The 23,437-nt window shown below is 64.6% G+C and carries 22 protein-coding genes and 1 tRNA gene; 13 read left to right on the forward strand and 10 right to left on the reverse strand.

The window, feature by feature from the left end:
* Positions 1–488: 488 nt before the first annotated feature.
* Positions 489–1,415, reverse strand: a complete 927-nt coding sequence (locus GSQ92_RS05270; protein ID WP_159013105.1) for an EcsC family protein — start codon at positions 1,413–1,415, stop codon at positions 489–491.
* An 86-nt stretch (positions 1,416–1,501) separates the two neighbouring features.
* The gene (locus GSQ92_RS05275) at positions 1,502–2,773 is read right to left on the reverse strand and encodes a hydantoinase/carbamoylase family amidase (protein WP_158802362.1); all 1,272 of its coding nucleotides are present in this window, start codon (positions 2,771–2,773) and stop codon (positions 1,502–1,504) included.
* A 101-nt stretch (positions 2,774–2,874) separates the two neighbouring features.
* Between GSQ92_RS05275 and GSQ92_RS05280 the strand changes: the two genes are divergently transcribed.
* The gene (locus tag GSQ92_RS05280) at positions 2,875–4,080 is read left to right on the forward strand and encodes a potassium/proton antiporter (protein ID WP_158802363.1); all 1,206 of its coding nucleotides are present in this window, start codon (positions 2,875–2,877) and stop codon (positions 4,078–4,080) included.
* 901 nt (positions 4,081–4,981) lie between these two features.
* Here GSQ92_RS05280 and GSQ92_RS05285 read toward each other — a convergent pair.
* Positions 4,982–6,037, reverse strand: a complete 1,056-nt coding sequence (locus GSQ92_RS05285) for an aldo/keto reductase (protein WP_158802364.1) — start codon at positions 6,035–6,037, stop codon at positions 4,982–4,984.
* Positions 6,038–6,212: 175 nt separating this feature from the next.
* On the opposite strand from GSQ92_RS05285, the gene GSQ92_RS05290 reads away from it, so the two are divergent.
* Complete coding sequence (locus GSQ92_RS05290; RefSeq protein WP_174246643.1) at positions 6,213–7,034, forward strand: metallophosphoesterase; 822 nt, start codon at positions 6,213–6,215, stop codon at positions 7,032–7,034.
* On the opposite strand, the gene GSQ92_RS05295 is transcribed toward GSQ92_RS05290, so the two are convergent.
* Both GSQ92_RS05295 and GSQ92_RS05300 read right to left on the reverse strand, forming a co-directional pair.
* Positions 6,959–7,945: a hypothetical protein gene (locus GSQ92_RS05295; RefSeq protein WP_158802366.1), complete on the reverse strand. Its 987-nt coding sequence runs from the start codon at positions 7,943–7,945 to the stop codon at positions 6,959–6,961. The genes GSQ92_RS05290 and GSQ92_RS05295 overlap by 76 nt on opposite strands.
* 38 nt (positions 7,946–7,983) lie before the next feature.
* Entirely contained in the window at positions 7,984–9,432 is a 1,449-nt protein-coding gene (locus tag GSQ92_RS05300) for an MBOAT family protein (RefSeq protein WP_158802367.1), read from the reverse strand.
* 151 nt (positions 9,433–9,583) lie between these two features.
* Here GSQ92_RS05300 and GSQ92_RS05305 point away from each other — a divergent pair, with 151 nt between their 5' ends.
* Genes GSQ92_RS05305 through GSQ92_RS05320 form a run of 4 tightly spaced genes read left to right on the forward strand, consistent with a single transcriptional unit; the run spans position 9,584 to position 12,682 of the window.
* Positions 9,584–10,729 carry an ATP phosphoribosyltransferase regulatory subunit gene (locus GSQ92_RS05305; RefSeq protein WP_158802368.1) on the forward strand — a complete coding sequence of 382 codons (1,146 nt, stop codon included), beginning with the start codon at positions 9,584–9,586 and terminating at the stop codon, positions 10,727–10,729.
* Positions 10,730–10,740: 11 nt separating this feature from the next.
* Positions 10,741–12,030: an adenylosuccinate synthase gene (locus GSQ92_RS05310; RefSeq protein ID WP_158802369.1), complete on the forward strand. Its 1,290-nt coding sequence runs from the start codon at positions 10,741–10,743 to the stop codon at positions 12,028–12,030.
* A gap of 33 nt (positions 12,031–12,063) precedes the next feature.
* Positions 12,064–12,390: a BrnT family toxin gene (locus tag GSQ92_RS31565; protein ID WP_216849973.1), complete on the forward strand. Its 327-nt coding sequence runs from the start codon at positions 12,064–12,066 to the stop codon at positions 12,388–12,390.
* Positions 12,350–12,682: a BrnA antitoxin family protein gene (locus GSQ92_RS05320; RefSeq protein ID WP_158802370.1), complete on the forward strand. Its 333-nt coding sequence runs from the start codon at positions 12,350–12,352 to the stop codon at positions 12,680–12,682. The genes GSQ92_RS31565 and GSQ92_RS05320 overlap by 41 nt, the downstream gene beginning before the upstream one ends.
* A 21-nt stretch (positions 12,683–12,703) precedes the next feature.
* On the opposite strand, the gene GSQ92_RS05325 is transcribed toward GSQ92_RS05320, so the two are convergent.
* Both GSQ92_RS05325 and ykgO read right to left on the reverse strand, forming a co-directional pair.
* Entirely contained in the window at positions 12,704–13,411 is a 708-nt protein-coding gene (locus tag GSQ92_RS05325; protein WP_158802371.1) for an HAD family hydrolase, read from the reverse strand.
* 73 nt (positions 13,412–13,484) lie between these two features.
* Positions 13,485–13,610, reverse strand: coding sequence for a type B 50S ribosomal protein L36 (ykgO, locus tag GSQ92_RS05330; protein ID WP_048863340.1), 126 nt, complete (start codon positions 13,608–13,610; stop codon positions 13,485–13,487).
* Positions 13,611–13,930: 320 nt separating this feature from the next.
* On the opposite strand from ykgO, the gene GSQ92_RS05335 reads away from it, so the two are divergent.
* The 4 genes from GSQ92_RS05335 (at position 13,931) to GSQ92_RS05350 (ending at position 17,174) form a co-directional block, all read left to right on the forward strand.
* Positions 13,931–14,335, forward strand: a complete 405-nt coding sequence (locus tag GSQ92_RS05335) for a hypothetical protein (RefSeq protein ID WP_158802372.1) — start codon at positions 13,931–13,933, stop codon at positions 14,333–14,335.
* A gap of 94 nt (positions 14,336–14,429) precedes the next feature.
* A complete protein-coding gene (locus GSQ92_RS05340) occupies positions 14,430–15,191 on the forward strand; it encodes a GntR family transcriptional regulator (protein WP_158802373.1) in 762 nt (253 codons plus the stop codon).
* A 109-nt stretch (positions 15,192–15,300) separates the two neighbouring features.
* The gene (locus tag GSQ92_RS05345) at positions 15,301–16,314 is read left to right on the forward strand and encodes an SIS domain-containing protein (protein ID WP_158802374.1); all 1,014 of its coding nucleotides are present in this window, start codon (positions 15,301–15,303) and stop codon (positions 16,312–16,314) included.
* 8 nt (positions 16,315–16,322) lie between these two features.
* Complete coding sequence (locus GSQ92_RS05350; RefSeq protein WP_158802375.1) at positions 16,323–17,174, forward strand: PfkB family carbohydrate kinase; 852 nt, start codon at positions 16,323–16,325, stop codon at positions 17,172–17,174.
* A gap of 159 nt (positions 17,175–17,333) precedes the next feature.
* On the opposite strand, the gene polA is transcribed toward GSQ92_RS05350, so the two are convergent.
* Both polA and GSQ92_RS05360 read right to left on the reverse strand, forming a co-directional pair.
* On the reverse strand, positions 17,334–20,135 hold the full coding sequence (polA, locus tag GSQ92_RS05355) for a DNA polymerase I (RefSeq protein ID WP_158802376.1): 2,802 nt from the start codon (positions 20,133–20,135) through the stop codon (positions 17,334–17,336).
* A 28-nt stretch (positions 20,136–20,163) separates the two neighbouring features.
* Positions 20,164–20,373: a zinc-finger domain-containing protein gene (locus GSQ92_RS05360; RefSeq protein WP_158802377.1), complete on the reverse strand. Its 210-nt coding sequence runs from the start codon at positions 20,371–20,373 to the stop codon at positions 20,164–20,166.
* A 152-nt stretch (positions 20,374–20,525) separates the two neighbouring features.
* On the opposite strand from GSQ92_RS05360, the gene GSQ92_RS05365 reads away from it, so the two are divergent.
* The 3 genes from GSQ92_RS05365 (at position 20,526) to GSQ92_RS05375 (ending at position 22,113) form a co-directional block, all read left to right on the forward strand.
* Complete coding sequence (locus tag GSQ92_RS05365) at positions 20,526–20,888, forward strand: hypothetical protein (protein WP_158802378.1); 363 nt, start codon at positions 20,526–20,528, stop codon at positions 20,886–20,888.
* Positions 20,889–20,950: 62 nt separating this feature from the next.
* Positions 20,951–21,982, forward strand: a complete 1,032-nt coding sequence (locus GSQ92_RS05370) for an alpha/beta fold hydrolase (RefSeq protein ID WP_158802379.1) — start codon at positions 20,951–20,953, stop codon at positions 21,980–21,982.
* 54 nt (positions 21,983–22,036) lie between these two features.
* Positions 22,037–22,113, forward strand: a tRNA-Arg gene (locus GSQ92_RS05375).
* A gap of 504 nt (positions 22,114–22,617) precedes the next feature.
* Here GSQ92_RS05375 and GSQ92_RS05380 read toward each other — a convergent pair.
* Positions 22,618–23,325 carry a class I SAM-dependent methyltransferase gene (locus GSQ92_RS05380; protein WP_158802380.1) on the reverse strand — a complete coding sequence of 236 codons (708 nt, stop codon included), beginning with the start codon at positions 23,323–23,325 and terminating at the stop codon, positions 22,618–22,620.
* Between the last annotated feature and the right edge of the window lie 112 nt (positions 23,326–23,437).

A 23,437-nucleotide genomic window follows, 5' to 3' on the forward strand; every position in this document is an offset into this window, starting at 1 on the left:
CGACCGGTTTCAAGTAAACGACAATAAGGGCCCTGATGTGCAACGTCGCGCGCTCGATACGCGGATTAAGTCCTGCGTTACTGCCCTACTCGGGTTGCGCGATCCGAGGGTTTTTTTTTCGGCGGTGAGCGTCGGCGAGGAGATCCAAGCGATCCGCGGGCCAGGATGCCCCGCAGGATTTCAGCTAGCGACCGGGCTGGTGGTCAAGTCACAGACCAAACACGGCGTGCCTGTCGCCTCCTTGCCACCCACGCAACAGGCGGAAATCGCAAACACGCTCCAATATGCCAGGGAAACTCTGTACAAATCTGACGGCCCGCCTTACCGAGACAACCACGGCCGTGCTGCTCCGACTGGTTCCTCTCGAATCGCGCTTAAACCCAACCAGCCTAAGGTTATCGCGTAACTGCTCAGAGGGATCCGAACCGACTCCGTTGCGGTTCGGACCTTACGGGCGCTTGCCGCCCGCGCCGTCCGGCCCTCGCTCGTCAGTCGCTGATCTGCCTCGTGTCATCGCTCAGCGATCTGGCGGCACGCGGGCCGTTCTGTCGAACGAGGCGGTCCAGACAAGCCCGCACCGTGTCTGAATCGTAGCGGCGTTCCAGCCCGCGCAACGTGAAGTGGACCCGGGCCATCTGCTGGTAGTGGGCCATGAAGGCGTAGTTCATGGCCCCTCCCGCCAAGGCGCCCGCCACCGGAACCACGCGTGTCAGCAGCCGTTGCGAAAATGCGATGCCCAGCATCGTCGCCACACGGCGCATAAAGCCGTCGATCGCGAGATGGCTGAGGGCGGCGCGTGCGGCCCAGTAATTCACCTGGCCCTCCGCCCCGGCCGTGCCATCCGTGCCGAGGGCGAAGACTTCCAGGCAGGCGCGGCGGCCTTCCTCGGTCGAGGGATCCTCGCCGAAGCCGCGAGCGATGCCGGCGATCGAGCGCAGCATGAGGCCGGTGGTCAGCGGGATGTCCAACAGCATGCCCGGCGCGCCAACGAAACCCGTCGCGGCGCCGCTGAGCGTGCTCACCAGCTTGTGCCGGCGGCCCGCCGCGGCGACGCGCCGGCCATCATCCTCCACCTCGCTCGTATCCATGCCTCGGGTCGCGGTATCGTAGAGGCGGCGCAGGCTCATCTCCGCGAGTTTGCGGGCGCTGAAGCGGCTGTTGTTCATGATGAAGCGGCCGGCGGCATCGACAAAGCCTTCCGCCTGGTCACTGACGAAGCTGCCGACGCGCATCGCCATGCTGCGATCGGCGCCGAGAACCTCGGCGACCCAGCGAAGCTGTTCGAGGTCCTCGGGCGTCATACCCGCGCAGGCATTGCCGAGGTTCGTTCCGGCCGGCGAGCCCACCAAGGCTGCGGCCGAGGATCCTGCCTCCAACCGGTGTGAGGCGACGCGATTCTCGTAAGTTGCGGCCATGTCTGCCCCCCTTGTCCTGTTTGCAAATGTGGGGGGAGCATCGCGTGTTGCCAGCCTCCGCCGCGGAACAACCGTGACGAGCGGTGCTATCCGGCGCGGCTGACAACCCAGCGGATCAGGACGCGACAGGCAGCGTCGAAATCCTCCATCCGCATGGCCTCGCGTGCATTGTGGCTGCCATGCTGGTTGCGGACGAAGAGCAGACAGGATGAGATGCCCGCTTGAGCGAAGGCGGCAGCGTCATGGCCGCCGCCCGAGGATAGATGTTGGAAGCGGACGCCCGAGGCCTGGGCCGCCGCCGCCATCTCGGCCTGCAAGGCGGCGTCCAGCAGGCTGGCGGCACTGCCGGTTTCTGCGCCCAAGTCGAAACGGACGCCGCGCGACGCCGCGATCTCCGCCACCAGGCGCAACAGCGTCTCATGCAGCACATCGACACTTTCACGCCGCTCGCTGCGCATATCGAGCTGAAAATGGGCCTCGCCGGGGATCATCGTGAAACCAGCTTCCGGAGCGGTCGCAAGGACGCAGAAGGTGCAGACGAGCGTGTGCCCCGCCGCCTCCATTTCAGCCCAAGCGGCGTCCAGACGATAGGCAAGTTCCGCGAGCGCGAGGCCTGCATCGTGGCGCAGCCGCCGGGGTGTCGCGCCTGAGTGATTGTATTCGCCGATGACCCGGCCGGCCCGGTAGCGGCGGGAGCCTGGAATGCCGGTCACTATGCCAAGAGGCACTTCAGCTTCGTCCAGCCTCGGCCCCTGTTCGATATGCAGTTCGGCAAAGGCGGCGACCCGCGCCGGATCCAGCGCGCGGCGGCCGGCACGCACTGCCGCCGGATCGAAACCCTCGCCACGCATGTGCTCGGCGAGCGTCACGCCGTCGTCCAGGCGCGGCACGTCGAGCGCTTCTGGCGGCAGCGTGCCGAGCGCGGCTCGGCTGCCGACGTAACTCACCGGAAACCAGCTTCCGGCCTCCTCCGACCGGATCGCCATCACGGTGATGTCGCGTGCCGGACGGAATCCGGATCGGGCCAGACCCGTGGCAACCGCCAAGCCGGCGAGCACTCCGGCGGCACCGTCGAAATTGCCGCCGGAGCGCACGCTGTCGAGATGGCTGCCGAGGATGATGCGCGGAAGGTCGCGGTCCTGACCGGCGAGGGTCATGTAGAGATTGCCGGCGTGATCAGTCTCGGTGAGAAGCCCGGCGGCCTCGGCCCTGGCCCGGACCAGCGCGTGGGCGGCGGTCTCTTTCGGCCCATAGGCTTCTCGCGTGATGCCCGTGCCGTCGAAACTCATGGCGTGGAGCGCAGCAAAGAGATCAGGCGCGAGGGCGGGATCCGGCAACAGGTTCGATCGGTCGTTCATGTGTGCTCCAATCTGCGCCGACCCTTCCGCTTCCTCAAGCGGGCGGTCATCATGCAGCCTGAACAGAGGTGGTGTCCCGATGACCTTGGCGACTGGTTCCGATGTCCTATAGCCACGATCTCATCCTAGTCTGGGGACTGCTCGGCCTCGTCAGCATCCTTCTAGGGCATTTGTCGCGACGCATCGGCGCGCCGTTACTGCTGGTCTTCCTCGTCATCGGCATGCTGGCCGGAGAGGATGGACCGGGCGGCATCCAATTCGAGAGTTTCAACACGTCCTACTTGGTCGGCAGCATCGCGCTGGCGATTATCCTGTTCGAGGGTGGCTTAAAAACCGATCGCCAGGCGGTGCGGCTGGCCGCTTTGCCCGCGACCGCGCTCGCGACCGTCGGCATCCTGATCACCGCGGCACTGACTGGCATCGCGGCGCATCTTCTCACCGGCACGCCGATCGTTTTCGGTCTGCTGATTGGGGCGGTGATGGCGCCGACCGACGCCGCCGCGGTGGCCTCGCTGCTGCGCGGGTTGCCGTTCCATGTCCCCACCCGGCTCCACGCGGTGCTGGAGATCGAGAGCGGTCTCAACGACCCCATGTCGGTCTTCCTGGTGCTGCTATTATGCGAGCAAGCGGTGCATCCGGGATCGCATACTGTCGGTGGCGTCGCGACGCTGTTCCTCAAGGAGATGGGCGGCGGCGCGTTGCTGGGGCTTGGCGGTGGGTTCGGCATGGTGATGCTGCTGAAGCGGGTGCGGCTGGAGGCCTCGCTGGTACCAATTCTCGGCCTCTTCGCGATCCTGCTGCTTTTTGCCATTTCGCAGGTGCTGGGGACCAGCGGCTTTCTCGCGGTGTTCATCGCCGGGGTCATGGTGGGCCAGAGCCGTTACCCGTCCGACATCGAACTGGGGCATTTTATCGAAGGGCTGGCCTGGCTCGCGCAGATCGTGCTGTTCCTGATGCTTGGGCTGCTGGCGACGCCGCATGCTCTGACGCCGCTCATTGTCCCGTCCCTTGCCATCGCCGCCGTGCTCATCCTGGTGGCGCGGCCGCTGGCGACGTTTGCCTGTCTGACGCCGCTGGGATTTTCCTGGCGCGAGTCGGGCTTTATCTCGTGGGTCGGTTTGCGTGGCGGGGTGCCGATTTTCCTGACGGTGATCCCAATGCTCGAGGGGGTGAAGAATGCCAATTTGCTGTTCGGCGCTGCCTTCGTCCTGGTGATTATTTCCCTCATCGTGCAGGGCTGGACGGTGGGTCCGGCGGCGCGGATTTTAGGTATCGGGCGCGAAAGCGACGGAGCGGCTGGAGTGTGATGTCTGGCTACAAAGCGTCAGCTCGCCTGACGATTCGCTGTCATGCAAGACAATGGGGGTGAGCCAAGCTTCGCTAAGAAACCTCGCAAGTTTTCGCGTTTGCGTTTGAATTAATCCGCGTTGGCATTCCACAAGCATCAACGTTGGCGCATCTAAAGATCCTCGGTTTATTCATTTGTTAAGCAGGTGGGGCGGCATGTTCAGACGCTGGAGGGTTGGACAGCCCGTTGCGTCAACATCCTCTAGGCCGCACCGCCCGCGGCCCAAATGAAAGTTTCAGAATGTCACGCATAATCCGAACTTCAACGCCGCCCCCTGACAAAGGCGGCGCAGGAGGAGGCCCCGCCGCGCGGTTTCACCTTCGCCCATCCGGGCAGTCATCGGAGGAGCTAACCCACGGCAAGGAGGCCTTCATATTCCTCGGCGCGAGCAGGAACAGCCCGTTCATCGGCAAAAACTTCACCGACTATTTCCGTCGCAAAAGTCCGGACAGTGATGGGAAAGGTTCCACAGTCCAGTTCGGGAACTGCCTTCTGGGAGCGATCACGTATCTGACCGGCGATACTCGAGCCACAGAAGCGATAAAGCGGGAGATCGACTACAACTTTGCGATGGAGAATGGTCCCCACGTAATTCCCCTCCCCAACCGGCCGCTCCCACCTGCTATTCGGCCGCGTCGGGTCTAACGACGGACTGAGTTGGGTCCTGATCTTGCCGCGCGCGATCATCATCTCTGCGGCCTGGTCAACCTTCCCGGCTGCATTCAGACTGCGATCGACAGAGCGTAGCATTCACCGCGCCCTGCCGTGGGATAGAGCCTTGCGGCGGCCCGCGACCGAGCAGTGCAACACAAGGCCAAGCTTGGCCGCCGGTCCGGAGAATGGATCGGCGGCCCCAACCCTCACTTGTCGAGATACGGTCCGATCAGGCTGAGGTCCGCCGGGCCGAGCCTGTCGGCTGCCGTATTGCGCTGGTGCCAATACGGATAAATCAGCGTCGGCAAGCTGATGTCGTCCAGCTTCTTGCGCTCCTCGGCCGTCAGCGTCAGGTCGGCCGAGCGCAAGTTCTTGCGCAGTTGGTCCTCGGTTCGCGCGCCGAAGACGACCGATGTTACGCCCGGCCGGCCCAGCAGCCAGGCGAGCGCCACTTCCGCCGCGGAAATGCCACGCGCCTCGGCAATCGCCACCAGCACCTCGATCGTGTCGTAGAGCTTCTCCTGATTGTAGATCGGCGGCTCGTGCCAGTCATTGAGGTGACGCCCGCCCTCCTCCGGCGTCTTGCCGCGACGGTATTTGCCGGAGAGCAGGCCGCCCGCGAGCGGGCTCCAGATCAGCACGCCCAGGCCCTGGTCCAGCGTGATCGGGATGAGCTCGTATTCGGCATCCCGCGATTCCAGCGAGTAGTAGATCTGCTGGCTGACGATCGGCACGAAGTGGTTCACCCGCGCCGTTTCCATCGCCTTCATGAGGTGCCAGCCGGAAAAGTTCGAGGCGCCGATGTAGCGCACCTTGCCGGCGCGGATGAGCGCATCGAAAGCCTCCAGCGTCTCCTGAAGCGGCGTCAGCCCGTCCCACTGATGCATCTGGTAGAGATCGATATGACTGATCCGCAGCCGCTTCAGGCTGGCCTCGCATTCCTTAATGATCTGGAACCGGGACAGGCCGTGGTCATTGACCCCCTTGCCCATCGGGAAGCCGAGCTTGGTCGCGACGATGAGCTGATTGCGCCGCCCCTCCATCGCCTCGCCGAGGATCTCCTCGGACTTGCCGTAGGAATAGAGATTCGCGGTGTCCACCGTATTGATCCCGGCATCGATGCAGATGTCGAGCAAGCGGCGGGCATTGGTGACATCCGTGCTGCCCCATTTCGCGAGGTCGCCCACACCCCCGAAGGTCGCCGTGCCGAAAGTAAGGGTCGAGACCTTGAGGCCCGACCGTCCGAGAAGCCGATATTCCACGCCTATCCTCCGTCGCTGCAAGCCAGGGCCTGTTGCCGCCACAGGCTCCGGTCGCCATGACCTGAGCCTGTCGCACCGGCCGAGTGCTCAGGTTTTCCCGCGCTGATGTCTAGCCATGCAGATTGAGGCCAGCGAAGGCGCGACTCAAGCCGCCGATGTCCCATATATGGTCAGAATGACCGAGACTGGTACTCTTCGTTCTCCCGCCGGCCGGCCGCTTCGCGTGGTCGGGGACGTGCATGGGGACGCCACAGCTTTCGCCTATGCCGTCGATACGGACCGGTTCGTGATCCAGCTCGGCGATCTCGTCGATTACGGCCCGGACAGCGCCGGGGTGCTGCGGCTCATGTTCCGGCTGATCGACGAGGGGCGCGGGTTGTTTCTTCTCGGCAACCACGACCTCAAGCTGGCGCGCGTCCTGGCGGGGCAAGCGGTGCGGCTGAACCCGCAACTGATCGCGACACTGGCGCAGCTCGATGCGCCGCTGCGGCAGCGCTTCGCGTTGGAGGCCAGGCGGGCGCCTCTTTGGCTGCGGGTCGGCAACCGCATGTTCGTTCATGCGGGCTTCCACACCGAGATGTTGCTGGGAGACGCACCAGAAACGGAGATTGGCCGTGCCCTGGGCGTCACGGCGCGGGCGCTGTTCGGCGAACCCACCGGACATTCCCAGACCGATGGCTTCCCCGAACGCAGCCTGCGATGGGTCAACCGCATCCCCGACGATCTCACGGTCTATGTCGGCCATGACCGGCGGAGCCCCGATGGGCGGCCGCTCGAGATCCGTGCCCGTTCCGGCGGGCGCGCGATCTTCCTCGATACAGGCGCCGGCAAGGGCGGTCACCTGTCCTGGATCGACCTCCCCGCCGCCGAGGCGCCTGCCGCGCAACCGCAGTCTGATCAAGTTTCACGTGGAACGCCTGATCATCCGGGGTTGCCGGGGCAAGCGGCGGCTAGGGACGCCGCCCAGCCTGAAGGCGCTGCCGCTCCCACCTCGTGAAGCAAAGGCGCAAGCGCCTGGGCGACACGGATGGAATGGCGGGCCTGACATTCCTCGGCCAGATGATCCTGAGTGTCGAAGAAGTCGCCGCGCGGGTAGCGCCCCTGGTTGCCGAGCGGGAGGAAGGCGGCGCCCTCGGCGGCGTAGAAGCTGCGCAGGGTGTCGACGAGCCGGGGATCCTGTGGCGCGTCGGCGAATTCAGTGGGCCAGCCGCCAATAGCGCGAACCTGGTGGGCCGCAGCCCAGCCGAGGAACGCGGCGATCTCCTGGGTTCCGCGGCCGGCTAGGATGGCGTGCAGTGATGGGTCGGAGCGGTGTAGCCCCGACAGGAATGCGCGGTTCGCCGCCGCGCGCCTCAGCGAGTGGCCGATGCCGTCGCCCGCGTCGTTGATGTCCTCGAGCGCGTGGCGGGCGAGGTCGGGCCGCGCCGCACTCGCCGCGATTTCCACGACACTTAGGATCAAGTCTTCGAGCGTGCCGGAGAGCAATGCGGCGGGCCAGCGCGACGGACCCAGGGCGAGCAGGCTCGCTCGGTCGTGGCGCAGCATGATTGCGAGGTCCGGACCGGCCACGGCCGCGCGTGGAGTCATCGCATATTGCTGCAGCTCCATCGGCAGATAGACGAGGTCGCCGGGCCGCAGCACGGCCTCCCAGCGCAGGAACTGGTAGTCGAGTCCTAGGCCCAGCGCGACGCCGCCATTGACGCAGGGCAGCCGCAGCATCGGCCCGATGATGGCACAGCGATGGGAAAACAGGGCATTCGAGCCCGCAAGGATGACGAGACGCGGGCTGGGTAACGAGGCCGCGTAGGCGAGCTTGGCGTCCAACTCCCGCCATAACGTGCCGAGGCTGAGCGGGCGGTCGAGGACGAAGGCGAAGGCGCCGAGGTGGAGCAGCACCGAGGCCGCCAAGAGTCCCGCCAAGGCGAGGAGGCGTCTAATGGCACGCCTCAGAAGCGGAAATAAAGGAAGGGCACCGCGTCGCTGGAAAAGAACAGCGCCTGAAGCGTGAAGCCGCCACTTGCCAGCACCGACCATGCGCGCCGCCTCGGCGTCATCTCGTGCAGATGCGGCAGGAAGAGTACGATGGCCCAGCCGACCGCGAGGCTGGCGAGGAGGTCCGGCAGGCTGAGGGTTCGGGCATCCCCCAGCGCGGGCAGGACAGGGACGACGCGGCCGAGCCGTCCAAGGATCGGTAATAGCGCCACGAGCGGCGCCGGAACCGCGAAACCGTTCAGCCCGGCCATGCCATGGAGCATGCGCTCCGTTGTCGGCAGATCCGCCGCGCGGAAGGGCACCCAGGCAAGGATCACGGCGAGCAAGGTCAGCGCCTGGGCACAGAACCGCGGGAGGCGCGCCCAGGGCGGGGCGATGCGGTCCCATGTCTCCTGCAGAACGAGATAGAGGCCGTGCAGCCCGCCCCAGAGAACAAAGCGCCAGGCCGCGCCATGCCAAAGGCCGCCGAGCAGCATCGTCACCATGAGGTTGAGGAGGCGCCGGGCCTCGCCGTGCCGGTTGCCGCCGAGCGGGATGTAGAGGAAGTCGCGCAGGAATTGGCTGAGGGTGATGTGCCAGCGCCGCCAGAAATCCCGGATCGTGCGTGCTTTGTAGGGGCTCGCGAAATTCAGCGGGAAGCGGATGCCGAACATGCGGGCAAGGCCGATCGCCATGTCCGAGTAGCCGGAGAAGTCGAAGTAGATTTGCAGGCTGAAGGCGAGAACCGCGCACCACGCTTCCAAAAGACTCAGTGTGGCGCCCCGCGCGGCGGCATCGAAGCCCTGGTCGGCGAAATGCGCGAAGAGATCGCCCAGCACGAGTTTCTTGGCGAGACCGAGGATGAAGATGGTGGCGCCATCGGCCAGCATCTCAGCGCGGATGCCACTTCGGGCGGCGCGGCGGAACTGCGGGATGATTTCAGCGGGGCGCACGAGCGGCCCGGCGATGAGATGGGCGAAGAAAGCGATGAAGGCGGCGCAAGGGAGGAAAGGTATCCTCATGCGCCCGCGTGCTTTGCGGGAGGCGGAGAGGAACATGATCTGCTGAAAGGTGAAGAAACTTATGCCGAGCGGCAGTGCGAGCCCTGGTAGCGGCAGGCGGATCAGTGGGGCGACGAGAGGGCCGTATTTGAAGAGCGCGAGCAGACCGAGATTGGCGGCAACGCCGGCCGCGAACCAAGCTCGTCCGCGAATGCCGGAGACACCGCGAGACAATGCGAAATTGGCGAGGACCGAGCCGATGAGCAATGGCAGGTCGTCCAGGCGCCCCCAGGAGTAGAAAACGAAGCTGGCGCCGATCAGGAAAGCGAGCGCGGCCGGCGGTGAGTGGCGGGACAGGAGGTGAAAGCCCAGGAGCGTCGCGGGGAGGAAGGCGAGCACGAAAACCGGGGTGCCAAAGAGCATCGCTCAAGAGTGCCGATAACGTTACGAATAGCAAACGTTCAGTTGCCGGATCTCGCGTTTCGCGCCGCAGCGGTTTTGCCTTCTACCCGGCGGATGCTATAGGCGCCGCCGCCGGACCGCGGCCTGCCCCCTCTGCGCGAGACCCATGCCCGTGACCGACGACCTTCCGCCAAATCTGGCTTTGCTGCCTGCGGGACTACGCGACCTGCTACCGCCAGATGCGGAAGTCGAGGCTGCCGCCGTGGAGGCGATGATGGGTTGCTTCGCCGCCCATGGTTATCAGCGTATCCGGCCGCCTCTATTGGAGTTCGAGGATAGTCTGCTCGCGGGCACCGGCGCCGCCGTCGCGGAGCAGACCTTCCGGCTCATGGATCCGGTGAGCCAGCGCATGATGGGGCTGCGGGCGGATACCACGCCGCAGGTCGCGCGCATCGCGACGACGCGGCTGGCCGGCGCACCACGCCCACTGCGGCTATCCTATTCCGGCCAATGCCTCCGCGTGCGCGGCCACCATCTCGCCCCGGACCGGCAGGTGGCACAGGCGGGGATCGAGCTTATTGGCTCCGATGCACCGCAGGCGGACGCGGAGATCGTGCTGGCGGGCGCCGATGCCTTGGCGACGGTGGGACTGACCGAGATCAGCTTCGACCTCACCATGCCGACCATGGCGTCTCTTCTTCTCGACGCAGAGGGCGCCACCGGCGATCGCCGCGCCGCCCTCGCCCATGCGCTCGATCGCAAGGATGCCGCCGCGGTCGCGAAGCTTGGCGGCGGCATGGCGGAGACCTTGACGGCGCTGCTGCTGGCAGCTGGCGAAGCGCAGCGCGCCCTCGCCGCCTTAGCGGCGGCGGCGCTGCCACGCGAGGCGCGGCTTTTGGCCGATCGTCTGGCGGCGGTGGTCGCCGCCATCCAGGCTCGCGCGCCGCATCTGCGCCTCACGGTTGATCCCGTGGAGTTTCGTGGCTTCCGCTATCACACCGGTCCCTGCATCACGGTCTTCGCGCTCGGGCGGCAGCAGGAGCTCGGCCGGGGCGGCCGCTATATCAGCGGCGAGCAGGAGCCCGCGACAGGGCTTACCCTCTTCCCTGACGCGATCCTGGATGTGGCGCCGCAGCCCGCGCCCCGGCCACGCCTTTATGTGCCAGCGGATGCGGACGGGGACGCGCCGAGAGTTGCCCGCGAGAATGGCTTCGCGACGGTTGCGGCGCTTGATACTCAGGCGGATCCTGACGGCGAGGCGCGGCGTTTGCTTTGCACTCATATTCTGCGGGACGGCTCGGCCGTGCCCCTCGACTAGGAAGATCGATCATGGCGAATGTCGCGGTCATCGGTGCTCAATGGGGCGATGAGGGCAAGGGCAAGGTCGTTGATTGGCTGGCGAGCCGCGCCGATATCGTGGTGCGCTTCCAGGGCGGCCACAATGCAGGCCATACGCTGGTTGTCGGGAACGAGACCTACAAGCTCTCGCTGCTGCCGAGCGGATTGGTGCGAGGGAAGCTCGGGATCATCGGCAATGGCGTGGTGGTCGATCCCGAGGCGCTGCTGGCCGAGATCCTGCGCTTGTCGAACCAGGGGCTCAGCATCACGCCGGAGACGCTGCGCATCGCTGAGAATGCCGCGCTGATCCTGCCGCTTCATGCGGCCCTGGACCGGGCAAGGGAAGCGGCGCGTGGTGATCGCAAGATCGGCACCACGGGACGCGGCATCGGGCCGGCCTATGAGGACAAGGTGGCGCGGCGCGCAATCCGCGTCTGCGATCTCGCCGAGCCCGAGACGTTATCCGCCAAGCTCGACGAGTTGCTGCTGCACCACAATACGCTGTTGCGGGGATTAGGCGCGGAGCCTTTCGAGAAGGCGGCACTGCTCGACCGGCTGCTGGAGCTGGCCCCGCTGATCCTGCCCTTCGCCGAGCCGGTGTGGCTGCGGCTGGACGAGGCGCGGCGCGCTGGGCGCCGCATCCTGTTCGAGGGCGCACAGGCGGTGATGCTGGATGTCGATCACGGCACATATCCTTTCGTGACCAGCAGCAATACCGTCGCAGCAACGGCGGCTTCGGGTTCCGGGGTTGGGCCGTCCACAGTCGGTTTCGTGCTGGGCATCGCCAAAGCCTATACGACGCGGGTCGGCTCCGGCCCCTTCCCCACCGAGTTGCACGATGAAACCGGCCTCATTCTGGGCCAGCGCGGCCATGAGTTTGGCACGGTGACCGGACGGCCGCGCCGCTGCGGCTGGTTCGATGCGGTGCTGGTGCGGCAGGCGGTAAAGGTGGGCGGTATCCAGGGTTTGGCCCTGACAAAGCTCGATGTGCTGGACGGCCTGCCGGAGCTGCGCGTCTGCGTCGGCTACCGCCTCGGCGGCGAAACGCTGCGGCACCTGCCCGCCGCTCCCGCTGCCCAGGCGGCCGCGACACCCATCTACGAGACGCTGGAGGGATGGACCGAATCGACGCGCGGCGCCCGGCGCTGGGGTGAGTTGCCGGCCCAGGCGATCAAGTATGTGCGCCACATCGAGGAACTCGTGGAGTGCCCGGTGACGCTGCTCTCCACCAGTCCGGAGCGGGACGACACAATCCTGATGCGAGACCCGTTCGAGGGGTAGGCGACGATCGTACCTGCCTCGGGTTCGAGTTGGTTGTATATACATTCCGTAGTTACACTCAACACGGTAGCTGCTAGGGTCGCCAGTGTAGAATTTGAGTGGGACGAGCCAAAGCGACTCTCGAACATCGCGAAGCATGATGTCGATTTTCGGAATGCGATAGTCTTCTTCGAAAATCCTCACGTCGCCGAAAAGTCTCGCTTTGCAGGCAACGAGCAACGCTGGCTGGCAATGGGCACGATCGACAACCGCTACGCCACAACGGTCTTTACACGACGCGGCGAGGATATGCGGATCATCTCAATGCGGAGGTCGAGAAATGGAGAAAAAAGAAGATATCAGGCGCTATACCTCGGCTGAGCTAAAGGCGATGCGTGCCCGAGGCGAAAGCAAGACCGATTGGGCGCGCTTCGATGCGAAGTCGGAGGAACAACTGGAACGGGATATCGCCGATGACCCCGACTACAGGGATGCGCCCGACGACTGGTACAAGAATGCCACCCTAGTGATACCAACGTCGAAGAAGATGCTCTCCCTGCGGCTCGATAGCGACATTCTTGATTGGTTCAAGCAGCAGGGACCAGGATATCAGACCAGGATCAATGCGGTGCTTCGGGCTTACGCCGACCAGGCGAAGAAGCGGCGGGCGTGACCGGGTAGGCGCCGGCCCGCGCTAGGCTGAAGCGGCGTTGATCTCGTCGATCCAGCCTGCCAGTTCCCCGAGGCTGAATAGCTCCCGGTAGCGCGGCTGGTCGACGGGTGCCGCATCCGACTCGTGATCCCAGGCTATCTCGTACGGCACCAGTGCCGCGTAAGCGCCAGCGGCAAGCGCGGGCAAGACGTCGGAGCGCATCGCATTGCCGGCCATCAGGACCTGCTCCGGCGCGGCACCGTAGCGGGCGAAGACGCGGCGGTAGATGTCGGGGGTCTTTTCGCTGACGATCTCGATGCCGGAGAAGCGCTCGCCTAGGCCCGACGAGGCCAGCTTCGATTCCTGGTGGAACAGGTCGCCCTTGGTGACGAGAACCAGCCTGCCGCGCTGCGCCAGAGCGTCGAGCGCCTCGGTTACACCGTCCAGCACTTCTACCGGGTGGCGCATCATCTCGCGGCCGGCGGTGAGGATCTCGCTGAGGACAGGCCGCGGGACATCGTCTCCGATGACATCCAGCGCCGTCTCGATCATTGAGAGCGTGAAGCCTTTAGCGCCATAGCCGTAGATGGAGAGGTTCCGGCGTTCAGTCGCCGCCAGCCGCTCCGCGACGATGCCTGCCTCGCTATAGGGCGCGAGCAGGGCGGCGAAGCGCTGGTAGGTCAGGCGGAAGAATGTCTCGTTGTGCCAGAGCGTGTCGTCGGCATCGAGACAAATGAGATCGATCGCCATACGCGGGGCTGCCTTGCTATCCGCCCGCAATCTCGGACGAGCCGGACCAGAGCCCGGTCGCCCGATCCGAAATTCAGCCCTGGCGGGCTTTCATGCGGGGGTTCTTCTTGTTGATCACATAGACGCGGCCATGCCGGCGCACGACGCGGCAATTCTTGTCGCGAACCTTGGCAGAGCGCAGGGAGTTACGCACCTTCATGACGAAGCCCAATCTTAGCGTGGCCGGTGCGGCCGTGCGGCACCGGGCAGGAGTTATTCACAACGGAAAGGGCCGGTCTCCCGGCCCTGTTCCAGACAGGCCGCTGCATAAGGAGAGAGAGGCTCACTGTCAATGAAAGGGCGACGTGGCAGGTCGTATCCCGCTCGTCCTTTTAGGCCTTTCACGCACGACAGGCTCGGCACTGCGACGCTTCAAGTCTGGGGTCGGCTCCCGCGATGCTTGACGGCGCGGGCGAAGGGGGCGAGAGGCGGGCTTCCGCTCGCCGTTCAGGCGCGGCGGCGGGTTCAGGAACTTCTTCGATGGCGCAGCGCGTAGACGGCAACCGGCTTGGCTTCCTCGCGGTCTCCTTCCTCCTTGTCTGTCTGGTGGGCCTTTTCGCGAGCTACGCCACGCCGATTCCCTATGCGCGAGGCATGCTTCGTGAGCAGGCGCTGGACGATGCCTTGGCCACGGCCAACGCAGCGGACCCTAAGGCGGCGCTCGAAGCGATGCGGGACCGGCTCGGCGACCAGGCGCATATCGTATTGGGCGACACGGGCAGCCTCGCCGAGCGGGTCGCCACGGCGCGGCGGGAGGTGGGTGCGCGGGTCACCGCCGAGGGCCAGGAGACCGCGACCAACCTGCGCATTCTGGTCGTGGTGACCAGCGTCGTCTGCGCGCTTTTCGGCATAGCCCTGTCGGGCGTGGGCGCCCGGCGCGAGTGACGGTGCGGCGGTTGGCGGTTCGTTCTTCCGCAGTTGCCGTGGCGATGGCGGGTTTTGCGGGCCGCCCATTCCTGTCGAAGCAGGAGAATCAGAGGTGACGGTCACGACCCAGGACGCCGCCGTCGCGCCGCGCGTGCTTCGCTACCTCCAAGCCAAGGCGCGGCTTCTGGATCGGCTACGCGCGATGCCTCCGCTCGCACCCTTCCCTTCCGAGCGTGACCTCTGCACCGAACTCGGCATGAGCCGGACGACGATCCGCCGCACGCTCGCCGAGCTCGAGAAGGAGGGCGCCATCCAGCGCCTACCCGGGAAGGGCACCTTCAGTTCTCAGGCAAAATATACCGACCACGCGATGCAGTCGTTTATCGGCTTCGACGAGGATGCTCGAACGCAGCACAAACGGGTGCAGAACCGCATCCTGACCCAGGCCGTGATCCCCTGCCCCGTGGCGGAGGCGAGCGCATTGGGCCTCGTGCCTGGCGATCAGGTCTTCGTGCTGGAACGGCTGCGCTTTATCGATGGGGCGCCGATCTGCCTCGTCACCTCCCTCTTGCCCTTCGCGCTATGCCCGGCGCTGGTCGATCAGGATTTTTCGGAAGCCTCGCTCTATGACTTCCTCCGCCGGCGGCAGATCGTGACGACACGGGCTCGCCGCTCGATCGAGGTGAAGCAAGCGACCCCCGAGGAAGCGGTGCATCTGAGCGTGGCACCTGGCGCCCCGGTGATCCTGTTCGAGAGCCTCGGCTATACCTCGGGCGACCGGCCTTTGGACCACGTCCGCTCCCGCTATCCGGCCTATGGGGCGCGGTTCGAAACTGAGGTGCGGGGGACCGATCTCGTGCTTCCCGAGGATTAACCACGCAATCCGCTTGACCGTGGTGCACGCACTTAGATACCACCGGTATCTAATCTGGCCGCGCGGATGCCGGGTCAGAGCACAAACATGATGAGCAAGGGCTAGCCGCATGATGAATTTCGACGAGGCCCGGTTCCTTCGCATCCAGACGGGCGCGGTGGCGCAGGCGGAGGCAATCGACACCGCTGTAGCCGAGTGTCTGTCGCGCGGCGCCGACAACCTGTTCTTTCTCGGCACCGGCGGCGCGGGCATCCTCATGCAGCCCGCGACATTGCTGCTACGCACGCAGTCGCTGTTCCCTGTTTTCTGTGAGTTGCCGGCTGAGATCGTGCTCACCGGCCACAAGCATCTCAATGCGCGTTCGATCGTGGTGATCCCTTCACTCTCGGGCACTACGAAGGAGAGCATCGCGGTCCTGGATTACGCGCGGGCCCGTGGGGCGACGATACTTGTGCTGACGGGGTATGACGACAAGCCCCTCGCGCAGGCCGCTGACCATGCCTTTGTCAACTTCGCGGAAGACGACACGTCCTGCGAGTCCTTCTATCTACAAGCGCTGTTCGTGGTGCTCAGCATCATGCGCCATCGCGGCGAATGCCCGGACTACGCGCGTCTCATCGCTGAACTCAAGACGTTACCCGCGCTGCTGGTGGGCGTGAAGAAGCAGATCGAGCCGGATGCCGAGCAGCGGGCGACGGCGATCAAGGACGCGCCTTACCACATCATTGCGGGCGCCGGCGCGACCTGGCCGGAGGCGTTCTACTACGGCATGTGCATCCTCGAGGAAATGCAGTGGATCCGCACCCGGCCCGTTCACGCCTCAGACTTTTTCCACGGTACGCTGGAGCTGGTCGAAAACGGCGTCAGCGTCATGCTGTTCAAGGGCGAAGATGCGGCGCGCCCGCTGGTCGATCGCGCCGAGGCTTTCGCGCGGAACTACACTGATTCCCTGGCAGTCTTCGATACGAAAACCTTCTCACTGCCGGGAATTTCGGAGGATGTGCGCGCGCTGATCTCGCCCGTCCTGCTTGCCACGATCTTCGAGCGAATCAGTGCCCATCTGGAAGTTCTGCGCAATCATCCGCTGACGACGCGACGCTACTATAAGCGGGTCAACTACTGACACCGCCGATGCTGATCAGCATTGGCGATAACTGCATCGACCGCTACGTCTCGCCCGTCGTGGTCGCGCGCGTCGGTGGCAATGCGCTGAATGTCGCGGCGAATATCGCGATCCGTGGCGAACCCGCGGCTTATGCCGGCGTCGTGGGGACAGATGCGGAGGGCGATTGGATCCTTCGCGTTTTGCGCGCTTCCGGCGTCAACACTGACTGCGTCGAGCGTGCGGATGGCGTGAGCGGGGTGACGGAAATCGCCATCGAAGGCGGCGACTACCGGATCCTGCGCGAAGACTACGGAGTGAGCGCGGAGATCCTGGTGACTTCGGCGCTGCGCGACTTCATCCTGAACCACGCCACCCTCATTCACCTGACTGTCACGGGAGAGGCAGACAAGCTGATCGAGGAGCTCAAGACCTTCGGAGTGCCGCTCTCTTTGGATCTTGGCATTGTTCGCGATGGGGATACGCTGCTTAAGGTCGCCTCGCTTCTGCCTACGGTGAACTACGTCTTCTTCTCGGCGGGCAGCGCGATGTCGGAGAAAGATTTATCAGCGCTGCTGGACAAGGCGCAGCTTCTCGGCTGCCGTTGTGTTGTGGCCACGCGGGGCGCCAAGGGTTGTTCGGCACTTGATCGCGGCCGGCGAGTCGATGTCGCTTCGGTCGTTACGCCCGGCAGCATCGTCGATCCACTCGGCGCCGGAGACGCGTTCATCGCCGGTTTCCTGTACGGCATGGAATTTGGGCGAGGGTTAGAAGAGAGGCTGCAACTTGGGAGCGCCTGGGCGGCTGATGCTTGCCTGCATCTTGGAGCCTGGAAGGTTCCGGTAGACGACGATCTGGCGGCTTCTGGCGCAGGCGGGTGAGAGGTTTCTGGTCTGACCGTGCTCATTTCATCACGTCATGCTCGGCGAAGGCCGAGCATCCACGCCTTTGCTTTCTCCACGAAGACAAGGCGTGGATGGCACGCCTTCGCGTGCCATGACGAATCTTTCGTTGCGATTTACGATTAAGTCATCACACGGCTAGTGAGCCGCTCCCCAGCTCGCGCCTATCCCCGTCTCTACCAATAGCGGCACGGAAAGTTTCGCGGCGTTCTGCATGACCTCGCGCGCCACCGCGGCCGTCTGATCCGCTTGCGCCTCGGTCGCTTCGAAGAGCAATTCGTCATGCACCTGTAGGAGCATCCGGGCATCGAGACCGGCGGCGCGCAGAGCGGCGGGCAGTTTGACCATGGCCATCTTGATGACGTCGGCGGCACCACCTTGCAGAGGGGCGTTGATCGCCTGGCGCTCGGCACCGCTGCGGCGGGCGCCGTTTTTGTCGGCAATGCCCGGAATCCAGCAGCGGCGGCCGAAGGGCGTGCGGACGAAGCCTTGGTCGCGGGCTTCCTGTTTCGTGCGTTCCATGTATTCGCGGATGCCCGGATAGCGGATGAAATAGGCTTCGATGTAGCGGCGCGCCTGGCCCGCATCGATTTGCAACTGTCGCGCCAGACCGAAAGCGCTGATGCCGTAGATGATGCCGAAGTTGATCGCCTTTGCGCGGCGCCGCGTTACGCTATCCATCTTCTCCATCGGCACGCCGAATACTTCCGAGGCGGTGCGGGCATGGATGTCCTCGCCCTTCGCGAAGCTCTCCCTTAGAATGGGGAGATCCGCGACATGGGCGAGCAGGCGAAGCTCGATCTGCGAGTAGTCGGCGCTGACCAGGACGTGGCCCGGCTCGGCGACGAAGGCGCGGCGGATGCGGCCGCCCTCCTCAGTGCGGATGGGGATGTTCTGCAGGTTGGGGTCGGTGGAGGAAATGCGGCCGGTGCTGGTCGCCGCCATCATGAAACGCGTGTGGACGCGCTTGGTGTCCGCGTCGATTTCCTCGACGAGCGCATCGGTATAGGTCGATTTGAGCTTGGCGAGTTGCCGCCATTCCAGAATGCGTTCGGGCAACGCATGGCCTTGATCGGCAAGGTCCTGCAGCACCGAGGCGTCCGTGCCCCAGGCTCCGGTCTTGCTGCGCTTGCCGCCACCGAGCGCCATCTCGTCGAACAGCACTTCACCTAGCTGCTTCGGGCTGCCTAAGTTGAAGGGGCGCCCCGCGAGGCGGTGGATTTCGGTCTCGCCCACCGCCATGCGCTCAGCGAAATCGGCGGAGAGACGGCGAAGCTCGACGGCGTCCACGCGGATGCCATGCTGTTCCATTTCCAGCAGCACAGGTACGAGGCGCCGTTCGGTGCGCTCGTAGAGGTCGAGCGACTGGTTGGTTCGCAACTGTGGACGAAGGATGTGCCAGAGGCGAAGGGTCGCGTCGGCATCCTCGCCAGCATAGGCGGTGGCCTGTTCCAGCGGGACGGCCGCGAAGGTGACCCGGGCGCGGCCGGTGCCGGTGATGGACTCCAGGCCCATCGGCGTATGGCCAAGATGCATCGCCGCGAGTTCGGAAATGCCGTGACCGTGGCGCCCGGCATCCTGGGCGTAGGAGATGAGCATGGTGTCGTCGAGCGGCCCGATGCCTTTCGGCGCTCCGGCACGCTCCAACACTGCGAGATCGAATTTCGCGTTCTGGAAGATCTTCAGCACCGAGCGGTCGAGCAGGAGCGGCGCGAGAGCGACTAGCGCCTCCTCCGGGTCGATCTGCGGGCCGCTGAGCAGGTCGTGACGCAGCGGAATGTAGCAGGCGCGGCCGGGGGCGGTGGCGAGGCAGATGCCGACGAGCGCGGCGCGAACGGCATCGACGCCATCGGTCTCGACGCCCAGCGCGAGGAAGCCGTTCTCCGTCGCCTCCGCGATCCAGGGCTGAAGCCCCTCCAGGGTCGTGATGGCGGCATAACCGCCGAAAGGTGGCGCTTCGCCCGGCGCCACCGCGATCGGTGCTGGTGCCGGAGTGCCGAAGGGCGCTGCCCGCTCGGCTTCGGAGGCGATCGGGCGCGGTGCGGCGCGGCCACCGGCGTCGTAACCGAGACGCTGAGCAATCGAGCGGAAGCCTTGGGCGGCGAGGAAGGGGCCGAGCGTCGCGGGATCCGGCATGCAGACGCCGAGGCTATCGACGGGCTGGGGCAGCGGAACGTCGTCCCGCAAGATGACGAGGGTGCGCGAGAGGCGAGCCGCCTCGGCATGCTCCACCAGGGCATCACGGCGCTTGGAAGGCTTCATGTCATTGCGGGCCGCGGCGAGGATGGCCTCGAGGGTGCCATATTCGCCGATGAGCTGGGCGGCGGTCTTCGGCCCGATGCCGGGCACGCCGGGAACGTTATCGACGCTGTCACCGATCAGCGCCTGCACGTCGATCACCTTGTCGGGTGTAACGCCGAATTTCTCCATGACCTCGGCCTCGCCGATCGGCTTCTGCTTGATCGGGTCCAGCATCCCGACGCCGCCGCCGATGAGCTGCATGAGGTCCTTGTCGGAGGAGACGATCGTCACCCGGCCGCCCTGGGCCCGAACGGCGACGGCGTAGGAGGCGATGATGTCATCCGCCTCCCAATCCGCGAGCTCGATGGCCGGCACGCCGAAGGCGGCCGTCGCCTCTTTCACCAGGGCGAATTGGGGGATGAGATCGTCCGGTGGCGGCGGGCGGTGGGCCTTGTAGTCACTGTAGAGGCGGTTGCGGAAGGTCGTGCGCCCAGCGTCGAAGATCACGGCGATGTGAGTACCGACGTGATCTTTCAGCAGCCGTGCGAGCATATTGGTGAAGCCGTAGACGGCATTGACCTGCAGCCCATCCCCCCGATTCATCGGCGGGATGGCATGATAGGCGCGGAAGATGAAGCCCGAGCCGTCCACCAGCACGAGGTGCAGCGGCGAGGCCTCGGCGGCTGGCGCGTCACTCATGGTTTTGCCGCTCGGTCCGGACTCGCTCTCAGTGTCCGTCATCTTCGGCGGGATCGCCCGAGAGGATATACAGCCGCGAGCAATAGGGGCAGGTCACCTGGGTAGCGGGGTGGCCCAGCGGACCCTGCATCCGCAGATACACGCGAGGGTGGCCGAGGCGCCCGCCACCGCCGTCGCAACTGACGGCACGTTCGTTGACCTGGATGACCTCGACCGGCCGCGTGACTGTGACGCTCATCGACTTTGCTCCCGCCCCGGCCCGCTTGCCGCTTCGCATATCAATGTTAACGCCTGCGGGCAGCGTCAACCATCCCTTGCTTACGCGCGTGGCTCGCGTCAGAGGAAGGTGATCCCTGACAAGGGGACTAACGCCGGGAATGGACACTGCCTGTGCCCGAAGATTCGGCGGGTAGTTTGCCGAAAATAGCTCGGATAATTGCTACGACGAAGGTTCTCTTCCTGGACCGCGCCAAGATGTTGGTGAAGGGCATAAAAGCCGGTTCGGTTCTCGTGATTGAACTGTGGTTGAAACTGTGGTTGGGCCTGTGGCTGTTGAGGGACAATGAAAAAATCATGTATTCGAACCATCGCTTGCTGGGCTGTATGTCGAAAGTCGTTTCCATTACCTGCGCGAACGCCACCACTCATTTTACTCTCCGAATCCAGGCTGCAAGAGACGCTCTTCTATCTCGATACGACTCTAGCGGCCCGGCCAATATCCTCAGCTTACCGGGCTGCATTGCTTACCCCTGATTTTGGTCCTCAGGTGGAGGCGCCAGTTTGGGCGCGAATTGGTCCCATGCTAGCCACTGTGAATGACCGCGCATGATGCGACGAACTGGATCCAACGCCCCGTTGCCAGGCTCGCTATCGTCATTGGCTCCGTGATTCTGCTGGGGTGCAGCATCCCCCAGAGGATCGTTCCCCGGCACCCGCCACCACCGATCGTGACCGACGGCACCTTCGTCATGCCGGATGGCGCTCGTTTGCCCTACCGCGAATGGCTGCCCGCCGGCGACCCGGCCGTCGTTATGCTCGCGCTGCACGGTATAGACGACAGCCGCGACGCTTGGGAGAAGCCGGGACCGATCCTCGCGACCAAGGGGATCGCCGTGATCGCGCCTGACGAGCGCGGATTCGGCGCGGCGACCGGTCGCGGGCGTTGGCCGGGTACCGCGACCATGGTGACGGACGCGCGCGCGATGGCGCTGACGGTGCGTGAAAGATACCCCACGGCAAGGCTGTATCTCGCCGGGGAGAGTATGGGGGGCGCCGTGCTCATGGCCCTCGCCGCGAGCCCCGAGGCGCCGCCGGTGGATGGCTATGTCCTGAGCGCCCCCGCAGTCTGGGGTCGCAGCCAGATGAACTTGTTGCTCCGCTCGACGCTGTGGCTCGCCGACCACACGGTCCCCGAGATGACGCTCAGCGGTCGCGGTGCCGGGGTGCGGCCGACGGACAATATGGCCGCCTGGCGCCGGCTGTCCGAGGATCCCCTCACCCTGCGGGAAACGCGGGTGGATTCAGTGAAAGGCCTGGTCGATCTTATGGATGCCGCCCTGGCGGGGGCCGGACATATCCGGCAGCCTGCTCTGTTCCTGTATGGCGGGCATGACGAGCTCGTGCCGAAGCCGGCCATGGCAGCGGCATGGCGTGCGGCTCAGGCCAGCGGGACGCCCCGCGAGGTCTTCGCCTATTACCCGAATGGCTACCACCTTCTCGAACGCGACCACGAGGGCGCCGAGGTGACCCGTGACATCGCAAGTTGGCTGCTTAACCAGTCATCCCCCCTGCCCTCCGGCGCCGAGGCACGCGCGACGAGTTGGCTAGCGCGACAGCCGGCGGACTGATGCCTCTTCCCCATCAGCATCGTCCGCGCTATGGAGGCGCTGCCGCCACGGCACGGACCCGTAGCTCAGCTGGATAGAGCGTTGCCCTCCGAAGGCAAAGGCCGGACGTTCGAATCGTCTCGGGTCCGCCAATTGAAACAGCGACTTAGCTTGAACCCACATCCGCTTCTGAAGGCTCGTGGGTCCAACCGTCGTCGTTGCTTGCCTGCGTGAGCCTCTATCAGGCCTCGATGATTTCGAAAAAGCGTCGAGTGACGGTCAACCTGGATACGATCGTGGCTGCTGTGTAAAGGCCCTCCAGCCTCCTCGGCACGACGAGCAGAAGCCTGCACACCGATCGTTCGCCCGCCCACGGCAATCCGCCAATCTCAAAATTGCGATGGACACGGATTCGCTAGGTTGGTACGTGGCGACCCGATTCTCCCCCAAAAGAACTTCGTTCTACGCCACCACGGGTGCGGTCTGGCTTTGCCTCTGAACCTCCCGGTTCAGTATCCCTGTTGCGCGACTGGCCGATGCGACGGCGAAAACGACTTCTGTCATTCACACACCACCCAATGCTCTGTTCGAAGCTAAAGCTCTGACCTGGACGCTAGCGCCGACGAACGCCTGGAGGTAACCGAGTTGTAGCAGGTTCATGCGCGGGGCTTTTCCACCAACGCGTAGCAACTGCCCATATCGGCCTGCCGCGAGTTGCCCTCGAGAAAATTGAAGTGGGTGTCTATTACTTTCCAGCCCTTCGAAGCAAGAAGCCTTTCGAATGAAGCCCGACTGTACCTTGAGCCCCATTTCCAGCCCGGAGCGGGACTCTCGAAATAGTCTGGGTCATTGTTTTCGGTAGAGACGACATTCTGGACAATGAGATACCGCTTAGCGTGCCTGTAGGATTTCTCCAAAATGTCATCAGGATTCTCTACGTGATAAAGCCCCCCTACGTTTGCTACGATGTCAACGGGCTCAAGCTGGTCGATTTCGGAGACGTTTATCTTTTTCAAATGTACATCTAATCCTAATCTCTCGGCGATGTCCTCCAAAGCGTCAGACTGTCCGTCTCGATTGGTGTCAACGCCATAGCTGCTGGTTGCGCCGAGATGAAGAGCGCTCATGGCGAAGTACCCGTCTGCGCAGAAGAGTTCGGCAAAGGACACTTGGTCGCCCGACCGTTCACGGCACTTCGCAATCGCAAATTGAATGTATGCTAGGATAATGGGCTGCTTACTCTTCTGATTGAGAGCATACATTCCGGGCAACTGCTCGTTACCCACACCGAACAAAGCATAAGAATGGTAGACGGGAGGGAGATCATCCAGGACCCTCAACCTCGCGGGCAAACGCTTTGACATGAGGCCTCCGATTTCTCGCTTCTCGAGGCTAACGCTTACAGTCCGTTTGAGAAAGGTCAGTCATGGGCGATCCGGCGTAAAAGCAGGCTTCCCATGGCGACATGGATCATGG

It is taken from the genome of Acidisoma sp. S159 (assembly GCF_009766125.1).
Taxonomy (GTDB): domain Bacteria; phylum Pseudomonadota; class Alphaproteobacteria; order Acetobacterales; family Acetobacteraceae; genus Acidisoma.

Excerpts from the sequence above, each read along its gene's own strand:
- GSQ92_RS05270 (WP_159013105.1), bottom strand. The coding sequence starts at position 1,415 with ATGGCCGCAACTTACGAGAATCGCGTCGCCTCACACCGGTTGGAGGCA.
- GSQ92_RS05275 (WP_158802362.1), bottom strand. The coding sequence starts at position 2,773 with ATGAACGACCGATCGAACCTGTTGCCGGATCCCGCCCTCGCGCCTGAT.
- GSQ92_RS05280 (WP_158802363.1), top strand. The coding sequence starts at position 2,875 with ATGTCCTATAGCCACGATCTCATCCTAGTCTGGGGACTGCTCGGCCTC.
- GSQ92_RS05290 (WP_174246643.1), top strand. The coding sequence starts at position 6,213 with ATGACCGAGACTGGTACTCTTCGTTCTCCCGCCGGCCGGCCGCTTCGC.
- GSQ92_RS05300 (WP_158802367.1), bottom strand. The coding sequence starts at position 9,432 with ATGCTCTTTGGCACCCCGGTTTTCGTGCTCGCCTTCCTCCCCGCGACG.
- GSQ92_RS05310 (WP_158802369.1), top strand. The coding sequence starts at position 10,741 with ATGGCGAATGTCGCGGTCATCGGTGCTCAATGGGGCGATGAGGGCAAG.
- GSQ92_RS05320 (WP_158802370.1), top strand. The coding sequence starts at position 12,350 with ATGGAGAAAAAAGAAGATATCAGGCGCTATACCTCGGCTGAGCTAAAG.
- GSQ92_RS05325 (WP_158802371.1), bottom strand. The coding sequence starts at position 13,411 with ATGGCGATCGATCTCATTTGTCTCGATGCCGACGACACGCTCTGGCAC.
- ykgO (WP_048863340.1), bottom strand. The coding sequence starts at position 13,610 with ATGAAGGTGCGTAACTCCCTGCGCTCTGCCAAGGTTCGCGACAAGAAT.
- GSQ92_RS05335 (WP_158802372.1), top strand. The coding sequence starts at position 13,931 with ATGGCGCAGCGCGTAGACGGCAACCGGCTTGGCTTCCTCGCGGTCTCC.
- GSQ92_RS05345 (WP_158802374.1), top strand. The coding sequence starts at position 15,301 with ATGATGAATTTCGACGAGGCCCGGTTCCTTCGCATCCAGACGGGCGCG.
- GSQ92_RS05350 (WP_158802375.1), top strand. The coding sequence starts at position 16,323 with ATGCTGATCAGCATTGGCGATAACTGCATCGACCGCTACGTCTCGCCC.
- polA (WP_158802376.1), bottom strand. The coding sequence starts at position 20,135 with ATGAGTGACGCGCCAGCCGCCGAGGCCTCGCCGCTGCACCTCGTGCTG.
- GSQ92_RS05360 (WP_158802377.1), bottom strand. The coding sequence starts at position 20,373 with ATGAGCGTCACAGTCACGCGGCCGGTCGAGGTCATCCAGGTCAACGAA.
- GSQ92_RS05370 (WP_158802379.1), top strand. The coding sequence starts at position 20,951 with ATGACCGCGCATGATGCGACGAACTGGATCCAACGCCCCGTTGCCAGG.
- GSQ92_RS05380 (WP_158802380.1), bottom strand. The coding sequence starts at position 23,325 with ATGTCAAAGCGTTTGCCCGCGAGGTTGAGGGTCCTGGATGATCTCCCT.